Source organism: Halomonas organivorans, assembly GCF_014192055.1.
Lineage (GTDB): Bacteria > Pseudomonadota > Gammaproteobacteria > Pseudomonadales > Halomonadaceae > Halomonas > Halomonas organivorans.
Genome location: NZ_JACHXM010000016.1, coordinates 19529 through 45001, shown reverse-complemented (window position 1 = coordinate 45001; position 25473 = coordinate 19529). Strand labels below are relative to the sequence as shown.

The following is a 25473-nucleotide window of genomic DNA, read 5'->3' as shown; positions in this document are numbered from 1 at the left end:
GTTCGTCGCTCATGGTGCGAAAGCGCGCTACCATGGTCCTGGAAGTTCGACGGGGGCGTGGGCTGTCGCAACAGGTGTCTTTGGTCTAGAATCGCCCCCCTTCATCCGTCAGGAAGGCGATCATGACCCAGACGCTTGGACCGGTGATGCTGGACCTGGAAGGGCCTCGGTTGCGTGACGAGGAGCGTGAGCTGCTGGTACAGCCGGCAGTTGGCGGCGTGATCCTGTTCGCCCGCAATGTCGAGAATGCCGCCCAGGTGCGCGAGCTGTGCCGGTCGATTCGCGAGGTGCGTTCGGACCTGCTGCTGGCTATCGACCAGGAGGGTGGGCGCGTTCAGCGCCTGCGCGAGGGAGTTACCCGGCTGCCCGCCATGTCGCGGTTGGGCCGCGAGTATCTGGCCGCGCCCGAAGTCGCCCGACGCCTGTGTCAGGATACCGGCTGGCTGCTCGGCATGGAGATGGCAGCCTGCGGGTTGGATCTCAGCTTTGCCCCGGTGCTCGACGTCGATGCCGGACACTCCACGGTGATCGGTGATCGCAGTTTCGGTGGCGATCCCGAGATCGTGACCACTCTGGCCGGTGCCTTCATCGAGGGACTCAACGAGGCCGGCATGGCGGCGGTGGGAAAGCACTTTCCCGGCCATGGAGGCGTGGCCGCGGATTCCCACCACGAGCTGCCGGTGGACGAGCGTCCGCTCGAGGCGCTGCGCAAGCGCGACCTGATACCCTTCGATGCGCTGTCGTCTCGCCTGGGGGGCGTGATGCCGGCGCATGTGGTGTATCCGGCGTTCGATCATCGGCCGGCGGGGTTCTCCCCGGCCTGGCTGGGCATGCTTCGCGAGTCGCTGGGTTTCAAGGGCGCCATCTTCTCCGACGATCTCAGCATGGCGGGGGCCCGTACCGCCGGCGCGCCCGCCGAGCGAGCTCGTCAGGCCCTAGAAGCCGGATGCGACATGTTGCTGGTGTGCAACGATCGTGCCGCGGCACTCGAGGTCGTGGCCGCCTGCGAGGGGCGTGCCAGCAAGCGTGCTGCCAAGCTGCGCTACGGGCGCGCCCGTCCCGAGCTCGATGCCCTCGGGGCGCTGTCCCGGTGGCGCCGTGTGCATGCACGCCTCGAGGCGATGGCCGCCGACTGACGTTTCTCTGAACTTCGAACCACGACGAGCTTCCGATGCCCAAACTCGATGCCGATTCCCTCCCGTCCCTGGCGGACATGCGTGAGGTCATGGATTCTGCCGATTGCCTGATCAGCCAGGCAGAGGTGGAGCGTGCCCTGGACCGCATGGCCGAGGAGATCGCCCGCGACCTGGGCGACAAGCTGCCGGTCTTCTACTGCGTGATGAACGGCGGCTTGATCACGACGGGCCATCTGCTGACCCGGCTCGGGTTCCCGCTGGAAGTCGACTACCTGCATGCGACCCGCTACCGCGGCGGCATCCGTGGCGGCGAGCTGTTCTGGCGCGTCTCGCCCGAGATTCCCATGGCGGATCGTCATGTGGTGATCGTCGACGACATCCTCGATGAAGGGGCGACCCTGGCCGCTATCCTCGACTACTGCCGTCAAGCCGGTGCCGCCAGCATCTCCACTGCCGTGCTTGTCGACAAGCGACACGATCGCAAGGCCGTACCGGACCTCAAGGCCGACTACTGCAGCCTCGAGGTGGTGGACCGCTATGTCTTCGGCTTCGGCATGGACTACCAGGGCTACTGGCGTAACGCACCGGGGATCTTCGCGCCGAAGGGGCTGTAACCAGACGCTGCCATTCGCCGGGAGCCGATACCATGACCCCGCGGGCCAGGCCCGCGGGGTCTTGTCATGTCGGCGTTGGCATCAGTGGCAGCTCCAGGGTTCCTGGTTAGCATTGTCCTTGATGTTTCGACATGCGAAATACTCTCCATTCGTGTTGGCATGCATCACCAGATCCTCGCCCGGCGCAGGCGCAGGGCGTTGCCCACCACCGACACCGAGCTGAATGACATGGCCGCAGCGGCAATGATTGGCGACAGCAGAATCCCGAAGGTGGGATAGAGCACGCCGGCGGCGATCGGCACGCAGGGCCTCGGCGTCCATCATGGCGCGGTTCCAGGGCCATGCCGCACTTGGGGCATTCGCCGGGGGCGTCACGCACTATCTCCGGATGCATCGGGCAGGTCCATTCGGTGCTGGCCGGCATTGATCGCCGGGAGTTCCACATAGCTTAAGACTCCGGGGTAACCCAAGGGTCAAGCCAAGCGGGAAAATGGCTGGCTGTCGGCACGTCTTGTGGATCGGGATCAGTAAACGGGGCCCATGGCGGGAACGAGACGTCGGGGCCGAGGCGCGCTACGCAGGCGAGGGCCGGGCAGGGGTCATGCATGAAAGCCGGCGCCCTGGGGGCGCCGGCGGTGCGTTGGTGATCGAGAGTCTTTACAGCGTCATGAACGGCGACGCTTGATGGTCGCGGAACTGGTAGACCTCATAGGGGGCGTGCTGCGGTCCCGGCATGCCGGGAGTGCCGCTCGGCATGCCCGCCAGGCCGATGCCGTCGGTGTCGGGGTGTTGCTCGAACAGCGCTTTCAACGCGGCCATCGGGACATGGCCCTCGATCACGTAGTCGCCGATCTCGACGGTATGGCAGGAACCTTGCCCGTAGGGAACGCCGGCGGCTTGCTTTACCTCGCCGAGTTCACGGTCGTCGACGATGGTAACGTCGATGCCCAATTGCTCGAGGTGGCGGGCATAGCCGTCGCAGCAGCCGCACTGGGGATTCTTGTAGAGGATAGCGGTGTCCGGCAGGGCGGCCTGCGCGGTGCCGGCCCCCAGCAGCAGGCCGGCAAACAGCAGCAGGTGGGGAAAGGCGGGTCTCATGAGCGATCTCCCTTGTGGGTCGTGAACAAGTATTTGATGAGGGCGGCGATACCGAGCCCCAGCAGCAGCAGGACGGCCGGCGGCATCAGCCAGCCTGGCCATCCCATGTGATCCATGGTGGCGAAACAGTCGATCAACATGGTGCGACTCCCTGGCGCCGTTGCCGTCAACGGCGGGTGGATGCGAAACGCGTTGGATGGCGGGCATGGGCCCGGGGAGTCGTCAGGATCTTGGAGGGCGTCGTGGCGGCTGGGGCACGTGGTCACTGGCGAGGGTGACCACGGCGGCGGTCAGGCCGCGAGAGGCCACTGCCGCCGGAAACCGGGACGCGACGGGCGCGGCACAGGCCGTGCCGCAGGCGTCGCCAGAGTCGGGCGAGTCGAGCTGGAACGTGGCACACTCGGCCTGACAGGCCTCGGTGGAGGCATGGCTGGAGAGGGAAGCGATGGCCAACGTCATGACCAGCAGCAGCGCCAGCAGGCGCTGCCACAAGCGGCAAGAGTGCGGTGTCCAGGCCAGTGAGGTCATGCGCCATTCCCGAATGAGGAGAGGCTATTCAATCGCGATAAGGCCCCACAATGCAATTTCTGCCGAGCCGCCGGGAGGCTCAGTCCAGCCCTAGCTCGTGGGTGGCTTCCTCGCGCATCTTGAACTTCTGGATCTTGCCGGTAACGGTCATCGGAAACTCGTCGACGAACTTCACGTAGCGGGGGACCTTGTAGTGGGCGATCCTGCCCTGGCAGAAGGCCTTGAGGGCCTCTTCGTCGAGCGCTTCTCCGTCGCTGAGCTTGACCCAGGCCATGACCTCCTCGCCGTACTTTTCGTCGGGCACGCCGATCACCTGCACGTCGGAGATCGCCGGATGAGTGTACAGAAAGTCCTCGATCTCGCGGGGGTAGATGTTCTCGCCGCCGCGGATGATCATGTCCTTGATGCGTCCCACGATGGCCACGTAGCCCTCGTCATCCATGGTCGCCAGGTCGCCGGTGTGCATCCAACCGGCCGAGTCGATGGCCTTGTCGGTGGCTTCTTCGTTGTTCCAGTAACCCAGCATCACGCTGTAGCCGCGGGTGCACAGTTCGCCGGTCTCGCCTCGTGGTACCACCGCACCGCTGTCCGGGCTGACCAGCTTGACCTCCAGGTGGGGGTGAATGGTGCCCACCGTGGTCACTCGCTTGTCCAGCGGCGCGTCGGTCTGGGTCTGCAGGCTGACCGGGCTGGTCTCGGTCATGCCATAGCAGATGGTGACCCCTTCCATGTGCATCTGGTCGATGACCCGACGCATCACCTCGATGGGGCAGATGGAACCGGCCATGACGCCGGTGCGCAGGCTGGAGAGATCGAACGTCTCGAACTCTGGATGCTCCAGCTCGGCGATGAACATGGTCGGTACGCCGTAGAGGGCGGTGGCGCGCTCTTCGGCAACGCTCTGCAGGGTGGCATGGGGGTCGAAACCGTCGCCCGGGTAGATCATCGCCGCGCCGTGGGTCATGCAGCCCAGGTTACCCATCACCATGCCGAAGCAGTGATAGAGCGGCACCGGGATCACCATGCGATCGGCCTCGCTGAGGCCCATGGTACGCGCCACGAAGAAACCGTTGTTGAGGATGTTGTGGTGCGAGAGGGTAGCGCCCTTGGGTGCACCGGTGGTGCCCGAGGTGTACTGGATATTGATCGGTTCGTCGAACTGCAGCCCGGCCTGCACCTCGGCCAGCCGCGAAGCGGGCACTTCGTCGGCGTAGGCGAGCATCCCTTCCCAGGTATACATGCCCGGTAGGGCACGCTCGGCGTCGAGGCAGATCACGCGCTCGAGGTCCGGCAGTACGGGGCTGTCGACGTGGGCCGGTGTGCCCTCGCTAAGCTCCGGCACCAGTTCGGCCAGGGTGGCGACGTAATCGGACGTCTTGAAGGCACCTTGCAGGATGAGCGTGGAGGTGCCCGATTGCTTGAGGGCATATTCCAGCTCGTGGGTGCGATAGCTTGGGTTGATGTTGACCAGAATGGCGCCAAGCTTGGCGGTGGCGAACTGGGTGATGGTCCACTCGGCGCAGTTCGGCGACCAGATGCCGACCCGATCTCCCTTGGCGACGCCCAGCGCCAGCAGCGCGCGGGCCGCCCGGTCTACCGCGTCCTGCAGGGTGCTCCAGCTGTAGCGCAGTCCCTGGTGGCGGCTTATCAGGGCGTCATGGTCGGGAAAACGGGCGACGGTGTCGTCGAAGCAGTCGCCGATGGTCTGTCCCTTCAGGGGGGTGTCGCTGATGCCGCTGACGTAGCTGTTGTGACGGGTTAGGCGTGACATGGTGGCTCTCGTTGTTGTGGCATGAACGCAGGGAGCGGGGTGCGCGCCCCGGGGATCACGGCCCGGCCGGCATCGAGCGACGCTGCTTGCAGGAACGTCGCTCGATGCTTTCAGTCTTCCTGGTCCAGATGGCGCAACACCTCTCGCGCCCGCTGATCCACGTCGTCGATCTCCATGCGCATCAGGCGGATGTCCTCGAGCTGCTGCTCAAGATCGGCGCGCTTCTCCTTGAGGATTTCCAGCAGGCGTTTCAGCTGGCGCGCGTTTCCGTCGGGCATGGCGTCGTACATCATCACCACTTCCCGGATTTCGGCCAGCGAGAAGCCCAGACGCTTCCCGCGCAGCGTCAGCTTGAGGCGCACGCGGTCCTTCTCGCGGTAGATACGCTTCTGGCCTTGCCGGCTCGGCGCCAGCAGTCCTTCCTGTTCGTAGAAGCGAATGGTGCGCGGCGTCACCTCGAACATTTTCGCCAGCTCGCCGATGCTGTAGGTACGCTGCTGCCGGGGCAGGGCGTCCGAACTGGCTTCCGGGGCCTGTGATGAGGTTCGACTCATGACGATCATTCCTGTAGCCGGGTGGTCCGCCGGCGGTTTCCCACCTCGTCAGGAAACCCTAGACGAGGTTTACGTTAACGTAAAGTGCTTGTTCGACCATGGGGTGATATGGGATAAACCAAGCAAGTGCTAGGTTGGTTGTCGTGGCCGGTTGGCGATCGCCCGTGTGGCGCGGCCGGCCGGCGACCGACCCGGATCCCGTTCTCCCAAGCCGTATGACGAGAGGTTCCCATGGATTTTGCGCTCACCGATGACCAGAAGGCGCTGGCCGATGCCGCCGCCGATTTCGCCCGGGTCGAGCTGGCCGAGCACGCCGCCGACTGGGACGCGCGGAGCCATTTCCCGGTTGACGTGATCCGCCGCGCCGGCGAGGCCGGCTTCCTCGGCATCTACACACCGGAGGCGCAGGGCGGCCTGGGCCTGTCGCGTCTCGATGCGTCGCTGATCTTCGAGCAGCTTGCCCAGGGCTGCATCGCCACCACCGCCTACCTGACCATTCACAACATGGTGACCTGGATGGTCGCCAGCTGGGGCAGCGATGCCCTGCGCGAGCGCTATGTCCCGGCCATGATAGCCGGTGATGCCCTGGGCTCCTACTGTCTTACCGAGCCGGGCGCCGGTTCGGATGCCGCCAGCCTCAAGACCCGGGCGGTCAGGGAAGGCGACGAATACGTCATCAGCGGCTCGAAGATGTTCATCTCCGGGGCCGGTGCCACCGACGTGCTGGTGGTGATGGCGCGCACCGGCGAACCGGACAGCGGCGCCGCTGGCGTCTCGGCGATCCTGGTGCCGGCCGATGCCGAAGGCGTGGTGGTCGGCAAGAAGGAAGAGAAGATGGGCTGGAAGAGCCAGCCGACCTGCCTGATCAGCTTCGATGGGGTGCGGGTGCCGGTGGGCAACCGCCTTGGTGATGAGGGCGAGGGCTTCAGGTTCGCCATGAAGGGGCTCGACGGCGGTCGCCTGAACATCGCCAGCTGTTCGCTGGGGGCCGCCCAGCAGGCGCTGACCCTGTCGCGCGACTACATGGCCGAGCGCAAGCAGTTCGGCCGCGAGCTGGCGAGCTTCCAGGCCCTGCAGTTCAAGCTCGCCGACATGGCCAGCGAACTCACGGCGGCCCGGCTGATGGTGCGCCATGCCGCCTGGCGGCTCGACCAGGGCGATCCCGAAGCCACCGCGCATTGCGCCATGGCCAAGCGCTTCGCCACCGACATGGGCTTCAACGTTTGCAACGAGGCCCTGCAACTGCACGGCGGCTATGGTTATATCCGCGAATATCCCCTGGAGCGGTTGGTGCGCGACACTCGGGTCCACCAGATCCTCGAGGGGACCAACGAGATCATGCGGCTGATCGTCGCCCGCCGGCTGCTGGCCGACGGCGTCATCGAATCGCTTCAGTAACCGGACACCAGGAGAGACAGTGATGTCGGACCTTGCGGTCAGTTTCGACGAATTGCCCACGCGCGGTGGCGGCCGGGTGGGCGTGGCCACCCTCAATGCCCCGAAGTCGCTCAATGCCCTGTCGCTGGAGATGATCCAGTCTTTGGCGGCCAAGCTAGAGGCCTGGGCGGTGGACCGCAGCATGGTCGCTGTGTGGCTCGAGGGGGCCGGTGACAAGGCGTTCTGTGCCGGCGGTGACGTGGTGGCGCTGTACCGCTCTCTCGCCGAGGAAGGGGATGTCCGCGGTGCGGCGCGCGGCGGCCTGTTTCCCGAGACCTATTTCACCGCCGAATATCGGCTCGACCATCGTATCCATACCTATCCCAAGCCGCTGATGGTATGGGGCGATGGCATCGTCATGGGCGGCGGCCTGGGGCTGATGGCCGGCGGCTTCCAGCGACTGGTCACCGAGACCACGCGCATCGCCATGCCCGAGATCACCATCGGCCTCTATCCGGACATCGGCGCCAGCTGGTTCCTCAATCGCATGCCCCCCGGCATCGGCGCCTATCTGGGGCTCACCGGCGCCCAGCTCAATGCCCGCGACGCCCTGGACCTGGGGCTGGCGGACCGCTTCGTGCCGCGTGAACGCCGCGATGATCTGCTTGGCGCCCTGGCCGAGGCCGACTTCGGTGATCGCGAGCCGGCCGATTGCCGGTTGGCCGTGGAGGGCGTGCTCGATCGTTTCGAGGCTCGGGACGCCGCGCCCGAGGGCCAGGTCTGGCCGCGCCGCGATCACCTGCAGTCGCTGGTCGGCGAGGTCGGTGCCGGCGATGCCGTGACGCGCATCCTGGCCGACGATCGCGACGATCCCTGGCTCGCGGCCAATCGCGCCCGGCTTGCCGCCGGCTGCCCCATGACCGCCCACCTGGTGTGGCGAATGCTGGATCGCCATCGCCACACCAGCCTGGCCGACGCCTTCCGCGACGAACTCGCGCTCTCTGTACAGTGCTGTCTGCGCGGCGACCTGGTCGAGGGCGTGCGTGCCCTGCTGATCGACAAGGACAAGCAGCCTCGCTGGTCGCATGCTGACGTGAACGGTGTTCCCGAGGCCGACATCCAGGCGATGCTGACCTCGCCCTGGTCGAGCGAGGCGCACCCGTTGAGAGACCTCGGCGTAGGCCGCCGGGTCGGCTAGTCGACTCGCGCGGTTGCCGTATTGCACAACAACATCAACAGCCTTCAGGAAGTGCTGAGTAAATCGCCGAGCATAGTGAAGCGCAAGGCGCACGGAGCACAGAAAGCGAGACATAACGAGGGGTTAGGCGAGCTTTCGACCGAGCTGGCGTGCCAGCACCGCGCCATGATGCGACTTGCCTGCGCCGGCATTCAAGCAGTGTTTCCTGTATCGGACTCAAGGAGCAACGCCATGACAATCGCCTTCATCGGACTCGGCAACATGGGCGCGCCGATGGCCGCCAACCTTCTGGGCGCCGGCCATGACGTCTGCGTCTTCGACCTGGTCGAGGATGCCGTGGCGGCGCTGGAGGGGCAGGGCGCCCGGCGCGCCGATAGCGCCGCGGCCGCCTGTCGCGACGCCGAGGTGGTCATCTCCATGCTGCCTGCCGGCGCCCACGTGCGCGGGCTCTATCTCGGCAGCGACCAGTCGCCCGGGCTGCTCGACGACCTGGCGCACCAGCCGCTGATCATCGATGCCTCGACCATCTCCCCGGACGATGCTCGCCTGGTGGGCGAGGCCGCGGCCGCACGCGGCCTGACCTACCTGGACGCCCCCGTCTCCGGGGGCATCGGCGGTGCCAAGGCCGGCACCCTGACCTTCATCGTCGGCGGGGACGCGGCCGGCTTCGAGAAGGCGACGCCGGTGCTCGAGGTCATGGGCAAGAACATCTTCCATGCCGGCGAGGTGGGTGCCGGCCAGGTGGCCAAGATCTGCAACAACATGCTGCTCGGCATCCTGATGAGCGGCACGGCAGAGGCACTGGCACTGGGCGTCAGGAATGGGCTGGATCCCGCCGTGCTGTCCGAGATCATGAAGCAGAGCAGCGGCGGCAACTGGGCGCTCAACGTCTATAACCCCTGGCCGGGGGTGATGGAGGGCTCGGCGGCGTCCCGCGACTATCAGGGCGGCTTCCTCACCGACCTGATGGCCAAGGACCTGGGGCTTGCCTGGGAGCTGGCGCTCAAGACCCGCGCCAGCGTGCCCATGGGCTCCCAGGCTCGCAACCTGTTCGCCCTGCACAGCGCCCAGGGCAGCGGTCGGCTCGACTTTTCCAGCATTCAGGCGCTGTATCGGGCAGGGGAGGAGTCCTAGCCTCGGGCTACGGGCTACGGGCTACGGGCTACGGGCTACGGGCTACGGGCTACGGGCAGCATGTTGCCCGTGGCTCGCCGCTCACCACTCACAACTACCCATGATGCAACTCTTCCCCGCCGTCGGAGAACGACGGCGGGGTATTGGCGCTGACGATCACGCACTCGCGCTCGCCGATGTTGCGAAAGCGGTGGGGCAGGCGTGAATCGAAGTAGTAGGCGTCGCCTTCCGAAAGGACTTCCACCTCGCCGTTGACGGTGATCTCGATCTGCCCGGAGATCACCACGCCGCCTTCCTCTCCGTCGTGTTCGAGCATCTCCTCGCCGCTGTCGGCGCCCGGTGGATAGCGCTCGTGGAGCACCGACATGCGTCGATCCGGGCGTCGGGCGGCGACCAGCCGCCAGGAAAGCTTGCCGTCGCCGATCTCGGTCAGCTCGCCGGCCTTGTAGAAAGGGCGGGGGTGGCTGGTTTCCTCCCCGGCGAAGAAGGCGCTGATCGACACCGGCAGGGCATCGAGGATCTTCTTCAACGAACTCACCGAGGGGCTGACGCTGTTCTGTTCGATCAGCGAGATGCTGCTGTTGGTGACCTGTGCGCGCTTGGCGAGCTCGCGCTGGGAAAGCCCCCGTTCCAGGCGCAGTTGGCGGAGGCGTGCGCCTACGTCGAAACCTTCATCCATTGATATCGTTCACGGTGCGTGCCGCGATCCTGCTCATGTCGGAGAATGGTATGTCGTGGAAAATTATTGACGGATGATACCGTTTGCAGGCCGTGGCGATAAGTCATGACGCCTCCGATGTCGCGATCGGCACCGAACCTGACCCTCTGGTCATGGAACCTGCGGCGAGGCTGAGGCATCATGAGGCCATGCCCGATCATCCTGCTGGAGCCTCGTTGTGATCCATCGTGACGCCCTCACCGGCCTGGTCCTGGCCGGTGGCCAGGGCCGACGCATGGGCGGCCGCGACAAGGGCCTCGCGCCTTTCGCCGGTCGCCCCCTGGTCTGCCATGCCCGTGCACCCCTCGTCGGTCGTGTGGCGGAGCTGCTGATCAATGCCAATCGCCATGTCGATGCCTATGCCGAGTGGGGCGACCGGGTCATCGGCGACGTCGAGGCGGGGTATCAGGGGCCGCTGATGGGGATCTATAGCGGACTACGGGCGGCGACCACCGACTGGATAGTGGTGGTGCCCTGCGACAGCCCGTCGCTGCCGGGTGACCTGGTCGCTCGCCTGGTCGACGGCCGCGGCGAGTCCGACATCGCCGTGGCCCACGACGGCGAGCGGTTGCACCCGGTGGTGGCACTGATCCGCCGCTCGCTGGCCGACGACCTGGCTCAGGCGCTGGCCGCCGGCGAACGCAAGATCGATCGCTGGTATGCGCGTCACGCCTGGCAGCCCGTGGACATGTCGGACTGTGCCGAGGCCTTCGCCAACCTCAACACCGAGGCCGATCGTCGGCGTCTCGAGGAGACGCGACCATGAGCGATGCGAACGCTGGCCCCCTGCCGCTGCTGGATGACTTGCCGCTGCTGGGCATCGCCGCCTGGAGCGGTACCGGCAAGACTACCCTGCTGGAGCGGCTGCTGCCGGCGCTGCGTCAGCGCGGGCTTCGGGTGGCGGTGATCAAGCACGCCCACCACGCCTTCGACGTGGACCAGCCCGGCAAGGACAGCCATCGGCTGCGCCAGGCCGGCGCCGAGCCGATGCTGGTGGCTTCCCGGGCGCGGATCGCGCTGATGATGGAAACGCCAGGCCGCGACGAGGCCGATCTGGCCGAGCTGGTTGCCATGGTGCGGCCTCAGGCGCCGGACCTGGTGCTGGTAGAGGGCTTCAAGGCCTGGCCACTGCCCAAGCTGGAGCTCTATCGTGAAGACGTGGGCAAGCCGCTGCGGGCCGCCGAGGACGGCTGGATCAAGGCGGTGGCCAGCGATGGTGCGCCGTCCTTGCCGGTCGGCGTGGAGGCGCTGGATCTCAACGACCTCGAGCGTCTTGCCGACTGGGTGGCCGCCTGGCCCGGTCGCTGGCCCGACCAGCGTCGGCCGCGCCACCAGGAGCCACGGGCATGACGCTGTCCTGTTTCGATCTCGGCGAGCACATGCTGACACCGGACGAGGCGCGCCAGGCCCTGGCCGAGCTGGTTGCCGGCGTTCTGCCTGCGGAGCGATTGCCCCTGGTTGACCTGCACGGTCGGGTGCTGGCCGAGGAGGTGATCTCCCCCATCGACGTTCCCCAGAACACCAATGCCGCCATGGATGGCATCGCCCTGGCCTGGCCACAGCGGGACGAGCCCCCGGCGCGCTGGCGGCTGGTCGGCGAGGTGCTGGCGGGGCATCGTTGCGAGGTCCCGCTGGCGCCGGGCGAGTGCATGGCGATTACCACCGGCGCGCCGCTGCCGCCGGGCGCCGATACGGTGATCATGCGCGAGCAGTTGCATGAGACGGCAGCAGAGGTGAGCGTCGACCGACCCGAGGTGGTGCGTCACGGCCAGCACGTGCGCCAGGCCGGAGAAGACATTGCCCGAGGCCAGCGTGCCCTGGCCGTCGGCCACCGGCTCGGTGCCGCCGAACTGGGCCTGCTGGCATCGCTCGGCCTTGCTCACGCGGTGGTGTTCCGCCGCCCTCGGGTGGCGATCTTCTCCACCGGCGACGAGGTCACCGCGCCAGGGGAGCCGTTGCCGGCGGCCGGCATCTACGACGCCAACCGCTTCAGCCTGCATGGCCTGCTGGTAGAGCACGGCGCCGACGTGATCGACCTCGGCATCCTGAGCGACGATCCCACGGCCGTCGTCGCGGCTCTCGATGATGCCGCTCGATGCGCCGATCTGGTGCTGACCAGTGGCGGCGTATCGGTGGGCCAGGCGGACTACACGCGGCAGGCGCTGGAAACGGTGGGGCAGCTGGCCTTCTGGCGTATTGCCATTCGTCCCGGTCGGCCGCTGGCCTGTGGCGTTCTCGGCGCGCGCCGGGTGCCGTTCCTCGGCTTGCCCGGCAACCCGGTGGCGGTGATGGTGACGTTCCTGCAGTTCGTCGCTCCGCTGCTGACGCGGCTTCAGGGACGTACCGATCTCGAGCCCGTGCGGCAGTACGCCCTGGCCGACGCACCGCTGAGAAGCCGCCCTGGCCGCACCGATTATCTGCGCGGAGTCCTCCGCAGCGATGATCAGGGCCGGCGCTGGGTGCGGCCGACCGGGGCGCAAGGCTCCGGCATCCTGTCTTCGATGGTGGCCGCCGATTGCCTGATCGAGCTGGACGCGGCCTGCGGGTCGGTCGAGCCCGGCGAAGCGGTGGTCATTCAACCCCTTTTCCGATTGTCATGAGGCCCCTTTCATGAGCCTGACCCACCTCAACGCCCGCGGCGAAGCCCACATGGTCGATGTCGGTGACAAGCCCGAGACGCACCGCGAGGCGAGTGCTTCCGGCGTGATCCACATGCAGCACGCGACCCTGGCGCTGCTCGCCGACGGCGGCCTGCCCAAGGGTGACGTGCTGGCGACGGCCCGGATCGCCGGCATCCAGGCCGCCAAGCGGACCCACGAGCTGATCCCGCTGTGTCATGCGCTGCCCCTCTCCAAGGTCAGCGTGGCGTTCGAGCTGGACGAAGCCAACGCCTGCGTGCGGGTTACCGCCAGCTGCCGGCTGACCGGCCGCACCGGAGTCGAGATGGAGGCGTTGACGGCCGTGTCGGTGGCCTGTTTGACGCTCTATGACATGTGCAAGGCAGTGGACAAGGACATGGAAATTGGCGAGATCCACCTGGATGCCAAGAGTGGCGGCCGCTCCGGCGATTACCGTCGCGATATGGGGCTCGGTGAAGCGCCTATCGTCACCGGTGAAGGCGAGGCCGGCGAGGTGACCCTGGGGGCTCGCTGTGGGCTGGATGAGCCCTGCGTACTGGTCAAATGCCTGGCCGAACTGCGTGAGCGCCTCGGTGTCGGCGAAGTTTCCGTGCCGTTCGAATCGCTCGAGCGTGCCGACGTAGGCGGACTCAAGGCGGCGCTGAAGGCCATGGACCCTCGCTTCGCCGGCCTCGAGGAAGGGCGCGTGCTGTGTGCCGTCAATCAGGTGATGGCGGGCAATGCCACGCCGCTGACTGCCCAGGACGAAGTCGCCTTCTTTCCCCCGGTCACCGGAGGCTGAAGATGTCACGTGTGCGCGTACAACAACAAACGTTCGACCCCGGCGCCGTTCAGAGGGAAGTCCTCGGTGAGCGCACCGATATCGGCGCGGTGGTCAGTTTCACCGGCCTGGTGCGCGATTTCAACGAGCGACCTGACATCGAGGCGCTGAGCCTGGAGCATTATCCGGGCATGACCGAGTCGGCCCTCGAGTCGATCGCCGACGAGGCCGAATCGCGTTGGCCGCTTCAGGGCATCCGGGTGATTCACCGGGTCGGACGTCTGGCCCCCGGGGATCCCATCGTGTTAGTGGTAGTCGCCAGTGCCCACCGACGCGCCGCCTTCGAGGCCTGCGATTTCATCATGGATTACCTCAAGACCCGTGCGCCCTTCTGGAAGAAGGAGCACTCCGCCAGCGGCGACTATTGGGTGGCCGAACGTGAAACCGATCATCAGGATGCCAGACGCTGGGAGACTTCATCATGACCGACGAACTCATCGACGATTTCGGCAGGCGAGTGCGCTATGTCCGCATCTCGGTCACTGATCGGTGTGATTTTCGCTGCGTCTACTGCATGAGCGAAGAGATGACCTTCCTGCCTCGTGCCCAGGTGCTCACCCTCGAGGAGCTGTCACTGGTGGCGAGGGCCTTTACCGAGCTCGGCGTGGAGAAGGTCCGACTGACGGGAGGCGAGCCGCTGGTGCGCCGGGACATCGACCGCCTGGTGGCGGACATCGGTGCACTGCCGGGGCTCAAGGACTTCGCCATGACCACCAACGGTGCCAGCCTTCCCAAGTATGCCGAGCGGCTGAGGGAAGGGGGGCTCCAGCGTCTCAATATCAGCATCGATTCCCTCGACAAGGAGCGCTTCCGTCGACTGACCCGCACGGGGGATCTGGACAAGGTGATCGATGGCATTCGTGCGGCCAAGGCGGCTGGCTTCGAGCGGATCAAGCTCAATGCGGTCATCCTCAAGGGGCGTAACGACGACGAAGTCGTCGATCTGGTGGACTTCGCGCGTCGCGAGGGGCTAGACATCAGTTTCATCGAGGAAATGCCTCTGGGTGACGTCTCGGACCATACGCGCGACGAGACCTTCTGTTCCAGTGATGACGTCCAGGCATTGATCGAGGCGCGTCATCGTCTAGTGCCCACCACCGAGTCGACGCTGGGGCCATCCCGCTATTTTCAGATGCCCGATAGCGATACTCGGGTCGGCTTCATCTCGCCGCACAGCCATAACTTCTGCGCCAGTTGCAATCGCGTCCGGGTCACTGTGGAAGGACGCCTGTTGCTGTGTCTCGGTAATGAGCACTCGGTCGATCTGCGCGCCGTGCTGCGTCGCCATCCCGGCGATATCGATGCCCTCAAGGAGGCCATCGTGGCTGCCATGCCTCTCAAGCCCGAGCGCCATCATTTCACCACCGACGGCGATGTACAGGTGGTACGCTTCATGAACATGACGGGGGGGTAGGCACCCCGCCATGAGCGGGGGGGGTGCATGGAATGCCGCCCTCGTTGCCTTTTCCCTTTCTACCAATACCTAGGGTTTTTCGGCCTGATCGCCACTCCTCCAGCCTGGTCTTTCGATATCATCTGGACGTATTTTTGTGTCGCTTTTCTTGCCAAAGCGACAGTGACGCATATACTTTCCCGTACATCGGTCAGATATAGGCCGTGCGTCAATTTTCTTCATGGAGGGGGCAATGTCAGAACATACCCTGGAGCGCATCGCTCGCAACAAGAACGTCGCCCGAGCGGCGGCGCGTCAACTCAGCATGGAGCAACTCCACAAGCTGGCCGAGGTGATCGGCGAGGTCATCGAGCAGAAGCACGACGAAGAGCGTCAGCGCCAGGAAGAAGAGGCTCTCAAGGCTCGCAAGCTGGCCGAAATTCGTGAGCAGATCAACGAAGCCGGCCTGTCGATCGAGGACCTGGTCCCCGAACAGCCGCAGCGCAAGCGTGGGCGTCCGCCGAAGAAGGCTGCCGACAAGGCGTGAAGCCAGCGCCAATGTACGCGCCATTCGGGCAGTGACAAGCGCAGCGTGAAACGTAAACCCCGAAGGTCACCACCTTCGGGGTTTGTTGTTGCACAGGATCAGATCACGCCATTTGGCTCACCACTCCCACTCACCACTCCCAGCCCTTACTTCGAAATTTCGGCTTCTGCGGCGAGAATCTGCAGATGGATCTCTGGCATGCGGCGCAGATGATCGCCGAACCACGCGAGCATGCGGGGGCGCAGCGCCAGTCGCAGCTCGGCAAGGGATTCCACCTGAATGTCATCCAGGCAGTCGTCGAGCCAGTCGCTGAAGGCATCCTCGTCCAACGGACTCGCGTCATGGGTATCCAGCAGCAGGCGGCCGATACGCGTCCAGCCGTCGTCGGTGGCGGCCACGGTCAGGGCCAGGTACAGCTGGCCATGTCGGTGTTCGACGTTTCCGCCAAGGCCGGGCAGCCTGGCCACCTCGTCCTGATGAATGATGCGTGGCGTCTGGGGATGACGCGTCTCCAGGTGCAGGCCTTCGGTGTCCAGGCGGATCATGTCGCCATTGCGGGGGATCAGCGGGGCCATGATGCCGAGTGCCCGGGCCACTTCCCGATGGGCCTGCTGATGGCGGGATTCGCCATGTACCGGCAGCAGGTGACGGGGACGGACCCAGCCATACAGGGTGGCGAGCTCCTCCTGGGCGGGATGGCCCGAGGCGTGCAGTTCCGCGTGGTTGGTCTCGTCCAGCAGCGACACGCCGAGTCGTGTCAGGCCCCGTTTGAGGCGCTCGATCAGCCGCTCGTTGCCCGGGATGGCCTTGGAGGAAAAGATGACGCTGTCGCCGGGTTCAAGCTCGAAATGCGGGTGCCGGCCCTTGGCGAGACGCGACAGCGCCGCGCGGGGTTCGCCCTGGCTGCCGGTCGCGACCACCAGCACCTCGTCGGGTGGCAGGTAGCCCAGGTCGGTGACCGGCACCAGAGGAGGCAGATCGTCCAGATAGCCGAGCCCCCGGGCCACGCCGACCATCCGCTCCATCGAGCGTCCCATCAGGCTGACCCGGCGGCCGCAGCGCTCGGCGGCGCGGCCAATGGCCAGCACGCGGGCCAGGTTGCTGGCGAAGCAGCTTACTACTACGCGTCCCTGGCAGCCATCGATAGCCGCGGCCAGAGCGTCGGCGACTTGCCCCTCGCTGCGCGAGTGCCCTGGCAGGGGGGCGTTGGTGGAATCCCCCACCACCAGGTCGACCGGGGCCAGGGCCCGGTAAGTCTCGGGATCCACGGTGGGGCCGATCAGCGGAGCCGGATCGAGTTTCCAGTCACCGGTGTGCAGCACCCGATGGCAGCCGGCAGCAATCAGCAGTGCGCAGCTCTCGGGGATTGAGTGCGTCAGTGGCAGGTAGCGCAGGGTGAAGGCGCCGACGCTCAGCGCCTCTCCGGGTTCGATGACCTGAATGGCCTGCTGGCTGAGGCCACGCTCGGCGAACTTGGCACGCAGCAGGCCGGCCGCCAGAGGAGTGGCGTGGATCGGACATCCCCACTGGGGCCACAGCCAGGCGGCAGCGCCGATATGGTCTTCGTGGCCGTGGGTGATGATCAGCGCCTCGGGCGTGATGTCCAGCGTGTCGAGGGTCGACAGGTCAGGGACCTGAAGCGGGCTGTCGGGCAGATCCTGACGGATCATCATGCCGCAATCCACGGCGATCCAGCTCTCCTCGTGGTTCTTCTCCCCGTAGCCGTAGAGGTTGAGGTTCATGCCGATCTCCCCGCAGCCCCCCAGCGGCAGGAAACGCAGGGGAGGGCGGCGGCGGGGGCGAATCTGGACGCGGGCTTGAGGCATCGAGGGGCCGGGAACGGAAAATGTGGTTTTCACTATACGGGATCGTGGCGTTGGCCCACAACGCGACGGAATCACTGGTGAACGGGTCTGTCCTGCGCCGGGGATTTCGCTACAATGCAGGTCCGTTCGACACTTCCAGGGTTACGGTCTTTCGATGTCACACTATTACCGGCTCGTGGTTTCCTGCCCCGATAGATTGGGGATCGTATCGCGCGTCTCGAGTTTCATTACCGGCCAGGGCGGCTCCATCACCGAAGCCAGCCAACACTCCGACCTGGAGTCGGGGCGCTTCTTCATGCGCTACGTGATCCTGGCCGATTCCATCGGTATGTCCGCCGAGGCCTTGCGCGATGCCTTCTCACCCATTGCCGATGAATTCGGCATGGACTGGGCGCTGACCGATACCCATCAGCGTCGTCGCGTGGTATTGATGGTATCCCGCGAGAGCCACTGCCTGGTGGACCTGCTGTATCGCTGGACCGCCAATGAGCTCGACTGCGACATCGCCGCGGTGATTTCCAATCATGATGACATGCGCTCGCTGACCGAGTGGCACGGTATTCCCTACCATCACGTCCCGGTCGATCCCGACGACAAGTCGGTCGCTTTCGCCGAGGTGCAACGCCTGGTTGATGAAACGCGGGCCGATTGCGTGGTGCTGGCGCGCTACATGCAGATCCTGCCGCCCAGCCTCTGCGAGCGATATGCCGGTCGCGTGATCAACATTCACCACAGTTTCTTGCCGTCCTTCGCCGGTGCCAAGCCTTACCATCAGGCGTACCAGCGTGGCGTCAAGCTGATCGGCGCCACCTGCCACTACGTCACCGAAGACCTGGATGCCGGTCCGATCATCGAGCAGGACATCCATCGCGTCAGCCACTGTCACACGCCCAACGATCTGGTGCGCTTTGGCCGCGACGTGGAGAAGGCCGTGCTTGCTCGCGGCTTGCGCTGGCATCTCGAGGATCGTGTGCTGGTGCATGGCAACAAGACGGTGGTCTTCGCCTAGATCGCCGGCGAGGACGTACCGCAATCGGGAGCGGCGCGATGTCCTTTTCCGAGCCGGTGCTGGCGCCTTGGCTGCTGTGGCTGGGAAGCGGCATGTCACTGGCCTTTCTCGGGCTGGCGCTGACACGTCGTCCTTGGCAGGCGCTACTGGTCGATCGTGCCCTTCAGCATCGTTGGTTGGCGGCCACTGTCATGGTCATGCTCCTGTGGTTGCTCAGGGCCCAGGCGGTCGACTGGCTGACCCTTCACCTGATGTTCACCGCCTTGCTGACGCTGCTGTTCAAGGCGCCGTTGGCGCTGGTGTCGGTGACCCTGGTGAACCTGGCCATGGTGCTGCTGGGGCGGGATGCCTGGCCACTGCTGGGCGTCAATGTGCTGGTGACCGGCGTGGTGCCGGTGCTGATCATCAGCCTCGTCTGGCGATGGGTCGACCGACGCCTGCCCGATCATCTGATGGTCTTCCTGTTCGTGTGCGCCTTCTTCGGCTCGGCGTTCACCGCGCTGGGCAGTGGGCTGGCCGCGGTTGGATTGATGGCGCTCGGTGCTACCGATATCCAGTCGATGCACCAGGCCCTGGAGTATGCCCGCTTCCTGCCGCTGCTGATGCCTTCGGAAGCCTTCATCACCGGCATGTTGATGAGCATCCTGATGGTCTATCACCCCGAGTGGGTCGCCACCTTCAACGCCCATCGCTATATCGATACCAAGTAGTGGCGTTGCCGCCAGGAAGTGAATCGGCGTCTCTCAAGTGTCGATATGTGTCAAAAAGTATCTTTAATGTAACTTTAGCTGAATTAGCGAGTGCTTTAGGCGCGTGATGTGGGGATTGATCGGCGCCAGGTTTGTCACAGTAAGGCCATCTTCGTAGTGGCTCAGACTCGACATGACCCTGACGGCTTCCCCTGTAGCGCGTTCTGCCAGGCTGATCCGCCGCCAACTGCTGAGTGACCATCGCTTTCTTGGCCTGCATCAGCTTTGGTTCGCCCTGCTGATGACCCCGGTGATCAGCTATGGTCTGGCACTAGGCTTCGATCCCACCGGCTGGTGGCTGGCCGGCTGTGGTTTCCTGGTGGCCTGGGCCCTGGCGGAGCTGGTGTTCCTGCCACGCCGTGTCGCCATTTACCGGCTGGCCAGCAAGGAAAGCAACGACGAACGATGTCAGGCGGCACGGCGTCATGGGGTCGCGCTGCATGAAGTGCAAATCATCGATCGAATAAACTGAGCGACGGGCGACGGGCGACGGGCGACGGGCGCTATAGTGGCAGGGTCAACTGCTGGCGGGCGGCTTCGGGTTGCAATCGCACGCCCACCCCCAGCAGCCGCACGGGCCGTTCGGCGCGGGCCCAGGCCTGTGCCAGCAAGCGCTCGAAGCTGGGCCGGTCGATGGCCTGGCCGCGGCTCTCGAGGGTGGTCAGGCTGAAGTCGTCGAAGCGGACCTTCACGAACAGCCCGGCGATCGCCGGGCGTCCATGGCGCTCCAGGCGTTCCTCGAGCCGGTCGCAGAGAGGCGCCAGGCCGTCCCTGGCCTGGCCGAGGTCGGGGAGGTCGCTGTCGAAGGTGGTCTCGACGCTCACTGACTTGCGTTCTCGCTCGATCTTCACCGGACGCTCGTCGATGCCTCTGGCCAGTTCGAACAGCCGGTGGCCGAACTTTCCGAACTCCTCGATCAATCGCTCGCGTGGCAAGCGTCGAAGCTCCGCGCAGTTTCCTACGCCCAAGGCTTCCAGTCGCGCACCGGTGGCAGGTCCGACGCCATGCAATTTCTTGACCGGCAGACTGGCTACGAAGCTGTCCACTTGCTCCGGCGGTATCACCGTCAAGCCATCGGGCTTGTCCCAGTCGCTGGCCACCTTGGCCAGGAACTTGGCAGGCGCGACGCCCACCGACACCGTGATGCCGGTTCGGGCCAGGCACTCCCGTTTGAGCCACTGCGCCATCCAGGTGGCGCTACCCTGGAAGCCCTCGACGCCAGTCACATCCAGGTAGGCCTCGTCCAGCGAGAGTGGCTCGACCAGGGGCGTCAGCTCATGGAAGATCGTCTGGATCTGCCGCGATACCTCGCGATACTTGTCGAAGTCGCCGGGCAGCAAGGTGAGGTGAGGACACAGGCGCAGGGCCTGGGCTGTAGGCATCGCCGAGTGAATGCCGTAGGCCCGAGCCGGATAGTTGCAGGTGGCGATGACCCCGCGATGCTCGCGCGAGCGGCCGATGGCCAGGGGAATATCGCGCAGGCTGGGATCATCGCGCATCTCGACCGCCGCGTAGAAGCAGTCGCAGTCGGCGTGCAGGATCTTGCGCTGTGAGTTCATGTCATTCGTATGGTGGCTCGACGCCAGGCGGGCGTAGCCTGCGTCAGGCTAGCGCCTGACCGTTGCCGCCGCGTATCACCCCCACGCCAATGCCCTCGATCTCGAGTGCCTCGTGGCGCAGGTCAATCTCGATGGCGGCAAAGTCGGGATTCTCCGCCTCGAGCCGCACGTGATGCCCCTGGCGATGGAAGCGCTTGACGGTCACTTCCTCCTCGAGACGCGCCACCACGATCTGGCCGTCGCGGATGCGGTCGGTGCGATGCACGGCCAGCAGGTCACCCTCCAGGATGCCCACGTCCTTCATCGACAGACCCCGCACCCGAAGCAGGTAGTCGGCTCGCGGGGTGAAATACTCGGGAGGCAGCGGGCAGTAACGGTCGATGTGTTCGGCGGCGAGGATGGGGCTGCCGGCGGCCACTTCGCCAATGATCGGCAGACCTTGGCTCGGCTCGTCGTTGGAGGCCTCTCCGGCGGCGGCAGGTTCGGCCTCCTGAACGGGAAGGCGGATGCCCCTTGAGGTACCGCGGATCACCCGGATGACCCCCTTGCGCTCCAGGGCGCGCAGATGCTCTTCGGCGGCGTTGGCCGACTTGAACCCCAGTGCCCGGGAGATCTCCGCTCGGGTGGGGGGATAGCCCAACTCGTTCATGGTCTTGACGATGAAGTCGTAGACGTTCTGCTGGCGTGGCGTGAGGGGGCGTGTCATGCGACCTCCGGAGCGGATGGCTAGGCGATTATTGGTTAAGTATACAGCATGGGATTCCATCCAGTAAAAGCCATCTTGTACCGTCAGCAGAGGCTGTCGGCCAGCCCTTCCGCATCCAGGAAGTTGACTCGTTTCAAACGTATGGCGCTTGACCTCGTTGAGGTAAATCCCTCACTGTCTTAGACTGTACGAAGATTCAAACAATCGTTTCTAACTGAGCGTTCAATTTAAACCTCTGCCTACCCCGGATTGACACGATGGCCCAGCCCGATACCGTCACTCGCATTCTCGATACCGCCGAGGTGCTGTTCGCCGAACGCGGCTTCGCCGAGACGTCGCTGCGCAACATCACCAGCAAGGCCAAGGTCAACCTGGCTGCAGTCAACTATCACTTCGGTTCCAAGAAGTCGCTGATCCAGGCGGTCTTCGCGCGCTATCTCGATCCCTTTACCGAGCGCTTTCACCGTGCGCTGGATGAGCTGGAAGCCCGACATGAACGGGATGGAAGCGAGATTCCGTTGGAAGAGCTGCTCGAGACCATGGCCAGGACGGTGCTCGAGGTGCCGGCCGAGCGCAACAGCCTGAAGGTATTCATGCGTCTGCTGGGGCTCGCCTATAGTCAGGCCCAGGGCCACCTGCGTGGTTACATTCAGAGCGAGTACGGCGATGTCTTCACCCGCTTTACCGAGCTGGTGAGGCGAGCCACGCCGGAGCTGCCGGATGCCGAACGCTTCTGGCGCCTGCATTTCATCCTCGGTTCGGTGATCTTCACCCTCTCTGGGCTGGATGCGCTGCGCGACATCGCCGAGCACGACTATGGCGAACGCGTCTCGGTGAGCGATCTGGTGCTTCGCCTGCGGCCTGTCGTGGTTTCTGCCATGCAGGCGCCGCTGCCGGGGTAAGGCCCGAGGTTCGACAGGCTTCTCGCGCCTTGTCCCCTTACCCCTAAATCACCGTCCCCAGCTCGAAGATCGGTAGATACATGGAGATCACCAGGCCGCCGACCAGCATGCCGAGTACCACGATGATGAAGGGCTCGAGCAGGGAAGTGAGCGCATCGACCTTGTTGTCGACTTCCTCCTCGTAATAGTCCGCGACGCGGTTGAGCATGGCGTCCAGGGCGCCGGCTTCCTCGCCGATACCGACCATCTGCACGGCCAGGGCCGGGAAGCGTTCGCTGAGGCGCATGGCGAAGTGCAGCTGTTGACCGGTGGCCACGTCATCGCGAATCTGATGCACCACACGTTCGTAGACCTTGTTCCCGGAGGCGCCGGCGGCCGTTTCCAGCGCCTCGACCAGCGGTACCCCGGCTGCGAACGTGGTGGCCAGGGTGCGTGAGAAGCGCGCCACGCAGGACTTGTCGAGGATGTCGCCCACCACCGGAAGGCGTAACGACAGGGTGTGCATGCGGTAGGCGAAGGTGTCGGAGCGTTTGATGCCGGCCCGGATAAGGAAAAGCGCGATCACCACGACACCCAGCGCACTGAGCCAGTATTGCTGGGCGAGTTCCGAGAGCTGAATCGTCATGCGTGTCATCGCCGGCAGTTCGGCGCCGAAGCCGCGGAACAGGCCTTCGAACTGTGGCACCACCTTGATCAGCAGCAGGGCGGTGACCCCGATGCCCACCGCAATCACCGCGGCCGGGTACCAAAGTGCCTTTTTCACCCGCGACTTGATGGACTCAACCTTTTCCTTGTAGGTGGCGACGCGTTCGAGCATGCGGTCCAGCGAACCGGATTGCTCGCCGGCCTCCACCAGATTGCAGAACAGCCGGTCGAAGTCGTGCGGATGACGCCTCAGTGCCTCCGAAAAGCTGGCACCGGCGGCCACCTCATTCATCAATTCCTGTACCAGGGCGCGCATGGCCGGTTTCTTCATGCTCTCGGCCACCACCTGGAATGCCTGCATGGCCGGGACTCCGGCGCGGATCATGGTTGCCATCTGGCGTGCGAACAGCATGGTATCGCGCGGCTTGACCTTTCCCATGCCGCTACCGATGCCGCTCTTGCGGCGGATGCTCTTGACGATGATGTTCTGGCTGGTGAGCTCGCGCTCGACCTCGATGCGCCTCGAGGCGATGATCTCACCGCCGATCTTGCGACCCTGTGGCCCCTTGCCGGACCATCGCCAGCGATAGAGCTTCAACTTTTGCGGCTTGCGCATGGTGGCGGTGGGCATGCTGGCATTTCCTGCGGTCTGGTGAGCGGTGAGTCGTGAGTCGTGAGTCGTTATGCGGGGGCGGTGGAGAAGTGACGGGTCCTCAATCCGTTGTCACGCGATTGACCTCGGCCAGGCTAGTCACTCCCTGGATGACCTTCATCAGCCCGCTGCGCCGCAGGTCCGGGTGGCCTTCCTCGCGAGCCTGGGCGTCGAAGTCCATGGCGTTGCCGTGGGTCATGATCAGGCGGCTCATCGACTCGCTGATCGGTACCACCTCGTAGATACCGACGCGGCCCTTGAAGCCTTGGGTACAGTGCTGGCAGCCAACGGGCTCGAACAGGGCTGCGCCGTCGACCTCGGTCTCGCTGAAACCCTGTGCCAGCAGCGTCTCACGGGGAATCTCGGTCGGCTGTTTGCAGTGATGGCACAGTCGCCGCGCCAGGCGCTGGGCAATGATCAGACTCACCGAACTGGCAATGTTGAAGGGGGGCACGCCCATGTTGGCCAGGCGCGTCAGCGTCTCTGCCGCGGAGTTGGTGTGTACGGTGGAGAGCACCAGATGGCCGGTCTGTGAGGCTTTCACGGCGATCTCGGCGGTTTCCAGATCGCGGATCTCACCGACCATCACCACGTCAGGGTCCTGCCGCAGGAAGGCGCGCAGGGCGCTGGCGAAGTCCAGGCCGATCCTGGGCAAGACATTGACCTGGTTGACTCCAGGGACCTTGATCTCCACCGGGTCTTCGGCGGTGCAGATATTGCGCTCGATCTCGTTGAGCATGTTGATGCCGGTGTAGAGCGTCACCGTCTTGCCACTGCCGGTGGGGCCGGTCACCAGGACCATGCCCTGCGGCTGGTCCAGTACCGCCTCGTACATGGCGCGCTGCTCGGCGGTGAAGCCGAGCTCCTCGATGCCCATCTGCGCCGAGGCCGGGTCGAGGATCCGCAGCGCCAGCTTTTCGCCGTAAACGGTAGGCAGCGAGTTGACGCGAAAGTCGATGGAACGCGTGGACGATATCTTCAGCTTGATGGCGCCGTCCTGGGGGAGGCGGCGCTCGGAGATATCCAGCCGCGACATCACCTTGAGGCGTGCGGCGATACGCGTGCGCATGGCAAAGGGTGGATGGGCCACATCGTGGAGGAGGCCATCGATGCGAAAGCGCACCCGATAGCTGGTCTCGTAAGGCTCGAAGTGGATATCCGACGCACCGCGGCGGATAGCATCCAGCAGGATCTTGTTCACGAACTTGACGATCGGCGCGTCGTCACTGGCGGTGGCGCTGGCCTGCGATTCGTTGCGAGCGTCGGTGGCCTCATCTTCGTACTGCAGCTCGCCGATGCCGTCGTCGGCGGCCGTGAGTTCATCGAGCATCGATGCCTCGCCATGCGACAGGTAGGCCTCGACCACCGGGCCCAACTGGTCCACCGGTGCCAGGATGCCTTCCGGCGTCAAGCCGGTGGCGAACTGTAGCTCGTCCAGCAGGGCCAGGGTGCTCGGGTAGGGCACGGCGACCGTGAGTCGATGCCCATGACGATGCAGGGGGAGTACGCCCAGCTTGCGCAGAATGCGTTCCGGGTACTCCTGGGCGGGCGGCAGGCTTTGATGGCGCAGGGCGTCGAGATCGATGATGGGCAGGCCGTATTCTCGAGCGGCGGCCAAGGTGGCCTGTCGGGCCGAGACCAGGCCGGTTCGGATGGCGTGCTCCAGCAGCGAAACCTCCGAGTCGTGGGCCTCCTGCTCGGCGCGGGTGGCCGCGGCCTCGTTCAACAGCCCTTCCTCCACCAGCCGTCGGGACAGACCTCGCATGCCATGACGCACTCTGCTGCGGCCCAGCGCCTGAGAAGGGCGCGAGTCAGGGGTAGTCGTCGGCTTGGGGTGTTCGGCAGAAGCGGAGTGGTTGTCGTTCATGCAGTTCCCTGGGCGGATGGAGCGACGGTCT

General features: G+C 65.2%; 27 protein-coding genes and 2 pseudogenes. 16 read left to right on the top strand and 13 right to left on the bottom strand.

The features are described from left to right. The first annotated feature begins 122 nt into the window (after nucleotides 1-122). Both nagZ and FHR96_RS14490 read left to right on the top strand, forming a co-directional pair. Nucleotides 123-1136, top strand: a complete 1014-nt coding sequence (gene nagZ / locus FHR96_RS14495; protein ID WP_183388401.1) for a beta-N-acetylhexosaminidase — start codon at nucleotides 123-125, stop codon at nucleotides 1134-1136. 35 nt (nucleotides 1137-1171) lie between these two features. After that, complete coding sequence (locus FHR96_RS14490) at nucleotides 1172-1750, top strand: hypoxanthine-guanine phosphoribosyltransferase (RefSeq protein WP_183388400.1); 579 nt, start codon at nucleotides 1172-1174, stop codon at nucleotides 1748-1750. 164 nt (nucleotides 1751-1914) lie between these two features. Here FHR96_RS14490 and FHR96_RS14485 read toward each other — a convergent pair. From FHR96_RS14485 to FHR96_RS14460, 7 genes and pseudogenes are all read right to left on the bottom strand, one after another. Beyond that, nucleotides 1915-2052, bottom strand: a pseudogene (locus tag FHR96_RS14485) (hypothetical protein); the annotation flags it as partial. Nucleotides 2053-2090: 38 nt separating this feature from the next. After that, a pseudogene (locus FHR96_RS22765) lies at nucleotides 2091-2144 on the bottom strand (heavy metal-binding domain-containing protein); the annotation flags it as partial. Between the two features lie 263 nt (nucleotides 2145-2407). Further along, a complete protein-coding gene (locus FHR96_RS14480; RefSeq protein ID WP_183388399.1) occupies nucleotides 2408-2848 on the bottom strand; it encodes a DUF411 domain-containing protein in 441 nt (146 codons plus the stop codon). Next, complete coding sequence (locus FHR96_RS14475) at nucleotides 2845-2988, bottom strand: hypothetical protein (RefSeq protein WP_183388444.1); 144 nt, start codon at nucleotides 2986-2988, stop codon at nucleotides 2845-2847. Before FHR96_RS14475 ends, FHR96_RS14480 begins: the two co-directional genes overlap by 4 nt. Nucleotides 2989-3070: 82 nt before the next feature. Beyond that, nucleotides 3071-3376 (bottom strand): hypothetical protein, encoded by a 306-nt coding sequence (locus tag FHR96_RS14470; protein ID WP_183388398.1) that lies wholly within the window; start codon nucleotides 3374-3376, stop codon nucleotides 3071-3073. Between the two features lie 79 nt (nucleotides 3377-3455). After that, complete coding sequence (locus tag FHR96_RS14465) at nucleotides 3456-5147, bottom strand: AMP-binding protein (protein WP_183388397.1); 1692 nt, start codon at nucleotides 5145-5147, stop codon at nucleotides 3456-3458. 110 nt (nucleotides 5148-5257) lie between these two features. After that, nucleotides 5258-5701: a MerR family transcriptional regulator gene (locus FHR96_RS14460; RefSeq protein WP_183388396.1), complete on the bottom strand. Its 444-nt coding sequence runs from the start codon at nucleotides 5699-5701 to the stop codon at nucleotides 5258-5260. A 231-nt stretch (nucleotides 5702-5932) separates the two neighbouring features. On the opposite strand from FHR96_RS14460, the gene FHR96_RS14455 reads away from it, so the two are divergent. From FHR96_RS14455 to mmsB, 3 genes are all read left to right on the top strand, one after another. Then, nucleotides 5933-7099, top strand: coding sequence for an acyl-CoA dehydrogenase family protein (locus tag FHR96_RS14455; protein ID WP_183388395.1), 1167 nt, complete (start codon nucleotides 5933-5935; stop codon nucleotides 7097-7099). 22 nt (nucleotides 7100-7121) lie between these two features. Beyond that, entirely contained in the window at nucleotides 7122-8276 is a 1155-nt protein-coding gene (locus FHR96_RS14450) for an enoyl-CoA hydratase/isomerase family protein (protein ID WP_183388394.1), read from the top strand. Nucleotides 8277-8507: 231 nt separating this feature from the next. Then, a complete protein-coding gene (mmsB, locus tag FHR96_RS14445; RefSeq protein ID WP_183388393.1) occupies nucleotides 8508-9410 on the top strand; it encodes a 3-hydroxyisobutyrate dehydrogenase in 903 nt (300 codons plus the stop codon). 94 nt (nucleotides 9411-9504) lie between these two features. Here the strand turns inward: mmsB and FHR96_RS14440 are convergent, their stop codons facing one another. Next, entirely contained in the window at nucleotides 9505-10089 is a 585-nt protein-coding gene (locus FHR96_RS14440; protein WP_183388392.1) for a cupin domain-containing protein, read from the bottom strand. A gap of 217 nt (nucleotides 10090-10306) precedes the next feature. Between FHR96_RS14440 and mobA the strand changes: the two genes are divergently transcribed. The 7 genes from mobA (at nucleotide 10307) to FHR96_RS14405 (ending at nucleotide 15527) form a co-directional block, all read left to right on the top strand. Beyond that, nucleotides 10307-10894: a molybdenum cofactor guanylyltransferase MobA gene (gene mobA / locus FHR96_RS14435; RefSeq protein WP_183388391.1), complete on the top strand. Its 588-nt coding sequence runs from the start codon at nucleotides 10307-10309 to the stop codon at nucleotides 10892-10894. After that, on the top strand, nucleotides 10891-11478 hold the full coding sequence (gene mobB / locus FHR96_RS14430; RefSeq protein ID WP_183388390.1) for a molybdopterin-guanine dinucleotide biosynthesis protein B: 588 nt from the start codon (nucleotides 10891-10893) through the stop codon (nucleotides 11476-11478). The genes mobA and mobB overlap by 4 nt, the downstream gene beginning before the upstream one ends. Next, a complete protein-coding gene (gene moeA / locus FHR96_RS14425) occupies nucleotides 11475-12728 on the top strand; it encodes a molybdopterin molybdotransferase MoeA (RefSeq protein WP_183388389.1) in 1254 nt (417 codons plus the stop codon). The genes mobB and moeA overlap by 4 nt, the downstream gene beginning before the upstream one ends. A 10-nt stretch (nucleotides 12729-12738) precedes the next feature. Next, nucleotides 12739-13548, top strand: a complete 810-nt coding sequence (gene moaC / locus FHR96_RS14420) for a cyclic pyranopterin monophosphate synthase MoaC (RefSeq protein WP_183388388.1) — start codon at nucleotides 12739-12741, stop codon at nucleotides 13546-13548. A gap of 2 nt (nucleotides 13549-13550) precedes the next feature. Continuing rightward, nucleotides 13551-14012, top strand: coding sequence for a molybdopterin synthase catalytic subunit MoaE (moaE, locus tag FHR96_RS14415; RefSeq protein ID WP_183388387.1), 462 nt, complete (start codon nucleotides 13551-13553; stop codon nucleotides 14010-14012). After that, entirely contained in the window at nucleotides 14009-15001 is a 993-nt protein-coding gene (gene moaA, locus FHR96_RS14410; protein ID WP_183388386.1) for a GTP 3',8-cyclase MoaA, read from the top strand. The genes moaE and moaA overlap by 4 nt, the downstream gene beginning before the upstream one ends. Before the next feature lie 232 nt (nucleotides 15002-15233). After that, the gene (locus FHR96_RS14405) at nucleotides 15234-15527 is read left to right on the top strand and encodes an H-NS family histone-like protein (RefSeq protein WP_183388385.1); all 294 of its coding nucleotides are present in this window, start codon (nucleotides 15234-15236) and stop codon (nucleotides 15525-15527) included. A 146-nt stretch (nucleotides 15528-15673) separates the two neighbouring features. Here FHR96_RS14405 and FHR96_RS14400 read toward each other — a convergent pair whose 3' ends face one another. Continuing rightward, nucleotides 15674-17269, bottom strand: a complete 1596-nt coding sequence (locus tag FHR96_RS14400) for a ribonuclease J (RefSeq protein WP_183388441.1) — start codon at nucleotides 17267-17269, stop codon at nucleotides 15674-15676. Nucleotides 17270-17507: 238 nt separating this feature from the next. Here FHR96_RS14400 and purU point away from each other — a divergent pair, with 238 nt between their 5' ends. From purU to FHR96_RS14385, 3 genes are all read left to right on the top strand, one after another. Continuing rightward, the gene (gene purU, locus FHR96_RS14395; RefSeq protein WP_183388384.1) at nucleotides 17508-18362 is read left to right on the top strand and encodes a formyltetrahydrofolate deformylase; all 855 of its coding nucleotides are present in this window, start codon (nucleotides 17508-17510) and stop codon (nucleotides 18360-18362) included. Nucleotides 18363-18400: 38 nt separating this feature from the next. Further along, nucleotides 18401-19072, top strand: a complete 672-nt coding sequence (locus tag FHR96_RS14390) for an energy-coupling factor ABC transporter permease (protein WP_183388383.1) — start codon at nucleotides 18401-18403, stop codon at nucleotides 19070-19072. 172 nt (nucleotides 19073-19244) lie between these two features. Next, nucleotides 19245-19583 (top strand): hypothetical protein, encoded by a 339-nt coding sequence (locus FHR96_RS14385; RefSeq protein ID WP_183388382.1) that lies wholly within the window; start codon nucleotides 19245-19247, stop codon nucleotides 19581-19583. 31 nt (nucleotides 19584-19614) lie between these two features. Here the strand turns inward: FHR96_RS14385 and dinB are convergent, their stop codons facing one another. Together dinB and lexA are read right to left on the bottom strand one after the other, a co-directional pair. Then, entirely contained in the window at nucleotides 19615-20670 is a 1056-nt protein-coding gene (gene dinB / locus FHR96_RS14380) for a DNA polymerase IV (protein WP_183388381.1), read from the bottom strand. Nucleotides 20671-20713: 43 nt separating this feature from the next. Further along, nucleotides 20714-21376, bottom strand: coding sequence for a transcriptional repressor LexA (gene lexA, locus FHR96_RS14375; RefSeq protein ID WP_183388380.1), 663 nt, complete (start codon nucleotides 21374-21376; stop codon nucleotides 20714-20716). A gap of 257 nt (nucleotides 21377-21633) precedes the next feature. On the opposite strand from lexA, the gene FHR96_RS14370 reads away from it, so the two are divergent. After that, a complete protein-coding gene (locus FHR96_RS14370; protein ID WP_183388379.1) occupies nucleotides 21634-22278 on the top strand; it encodes a TetR/AcrR family transcriptional regulator in 645 nt (214 codons plus the stop codon). Between the two features lie 43 nt (nucleotides 22279-22321). Here FHR96_RS14370 and FHR96_RS14365 read toward each other — a convergent pair whose 3' ends face one another. Continuing rightward, nucleotides 22322-23554, bottom strand: a complete 1233-nt coding sequence (locus tag FHR96_RS14365; protein WP_183388378.1) for a type II secretion system F family protein — start codon at nucleotides 23552-23554, stop codon at nucleotides 22322-22324. Nucleotides 23555-23636: 82 nt separating this feature from the next. Beyond that, nucleotides 23637-25442, bottom strand: a complete 1806-nt coding sequence (gene pilB, locus FHR96_RS14360) for a type IV-A pilus assembly ATPase PilB (protein WP_183388377.1) — start codon at nucleotides 25440-25442, stop codon at nucleotides 23637-23639. Nucleotides 25443-25473: the final 31 nt, after the last annotated feature.

Bases quoted from the DNA above. Each gene is read 5' to 3' on its own strand.
- nagZ (WP_183388401.1), top strand. From the start codon at position 123: ATGACCCAGACGCTTGGACCGGTGATGCTGGACCTGGAAGGGCCTCGG.
- FHR96_RS14490 (WP_183388400.1), top strand. From the start codon at position 1,172: ATGCCCAAACTCGATGCCGATTCCCTCCCGTCCCTGGCGGACATGCGT.
- FHR96_RS14480 (WP_183388399.1), bottom strand. From the start codon at position 2,848: ATGAGACCCGCCTTTCCCCACCTGCTGCTGTTTGCCGGCCTGCTGCTG.
- FHR96_RS14475 (WP_183388444.1), bottom strand. From the start codon at position 2,988: ATGTTGATCGACTGTTTCGCCACCATGGATCACATGGGATGGCCAGGC.
- FHR96_RS14470 (WP_183388398.1), bottom strand. From the start codon at position 3,376: ATGACCTCACTGGCCTGGACACCGCACTCTTGCCGCTTGTGGCAGCGC.
- FHR96_RS14465 (WP_183388397.1), bottom strand. From the start codon at position 5,147: ATGTCACGCCTAACCCGTCACAACAGCTACGTCAGCGGCATCAGCGAC.
- FHR96_RS14460 (WP_183388396.1), bottom strand. From the start codon at position 5,701: ATGAGTCGAACCTCATCACAGGCCCCGGAAGCCAGTTCGGACGCCCTG.
- FHR96_RS14455 (WP_183388395.1), top strand. From the start codon at position 5,933: ATGGATTTTGCGCTCACCGATGACCAGAAGGCGCTGGCCGATGCCGCC.
- FHR96_RS14450 (WP_183388394.1), top strand. From the start codon at position 7,122: ATGTCGGACCTTGCGGTCAGTTTCGACGAATTGCCCACGCGCGGTGGC.
- mmsB (WP_183388393.1), top strand. From the start codon at position 8,508: ATGACAATCGCCTTCATCGGACTCGGCAACATGGGCGCGCCGATGGCC.
- FHR96_RS14440 (WP_183388392.1), bottom strand. From the start codon at position 10,089: ATGGATGAAGGTTTCGACGTAGGCGCACGCCTCCGCCAACTGCGCCTG.
- mobB (WP_183388390.1), top strand. From the start codon at position 10,891: ATGAGCGATGCGAACGCTGGCCCCCTGCCGCTGCTGGATGACTTGCCG.
- moeA (WP_183388389.1), top strand. From the start codon at position 11,475: ATGACGCTGTCCTGTTTCGATCTCGGCGAGCACATGCTGACACCGGAC.
- moaC (WP_183388388.1), top strand. From the start codon at position 12,739: ATGAGCCTGACCCACCTCAACGCCCGCGGCGAAGCCCACATGGTCGAT.
- moaE (WP_183388387.1), top strand. From the start codon at position 13,551: ATGTCACGTGTGCGCGTACAACAACAAACGTTCGACCCCGGCGCCGTT.
- moaA (WP_183388386.1), top strand. From the start codon at position 14,009: ATGACCGACGAACTCATCGACGATTTCGGCAGGCGAGTGCGCTATGTC.
- FHR96_RS14405 (WP_183388385.1), top strand. From the start codon at position 15,234: ATGTCAGAACATACCCTGGAGCGCATCGCTCGCAACAAGAACGTCGCC.
- FHR96_RS14400 (WP_183388441.1), bottom strand. From the start codon at position 17,269: ATGAACCTCAACCTCTACGGCTACGGGGAGAAGAACCACGAGGAGAGC.
- purU (WP_183388384.1), top strand. From the start codon at position 17,508: ATGTCACACTATTACCGGCTCGTGGTTTCCTGCCCCGATAGATTGGGG.
- FHR96_RS14390 (WP_183388383.1), top strand. From the start codon at position 18,401: ATGTCCTTTTCCGAGCCGGTGCTGGCGCCTTGGCTGCTGTGGCTGGGA.
- FHR96_RS14385 (WP_183388382.1), top strand. From the start codon at position 19,245: ATGACCCTGACGGCTTCCCCTGTAGCGCGTTCTGCCAGGCTGATCCGC.
- dinB (WP_183388381.1), bottom strand. From the start codon at position 20,670: ATGAACTCACAGCGCAAGATCCTGCACGCCGACTGCGACTGCTTCTAC.
- lexA (WP_183388380.1), bottom strand. From the start codon at position 21,376: ATGACACGCCCCCTCACGCCACGCCAGCAGAACGTCTACGACTTCATC.
- FHR96_RS14370 (WP_183388379.1), top strand. From the start codon at position 21,634: ATGGCCCAGCCCGATACCGTCACTCGCATTCTCGATACCGCCGAGGTG.
- FHR96_RS14365 (WP_183388378.1), bottom strand. From the start codon at position 23,554: ATGCCCACCGCCACCATGCGCAAGCCGCAAAAGTTGAAGCTCTATCGC.
- pilB (WP_183388377.1), bottom strand. From the start codon at position 25,442: ATGAACGACAACCACTCCGCTTCTGCCGAACACCCCAAGCCGACGACT.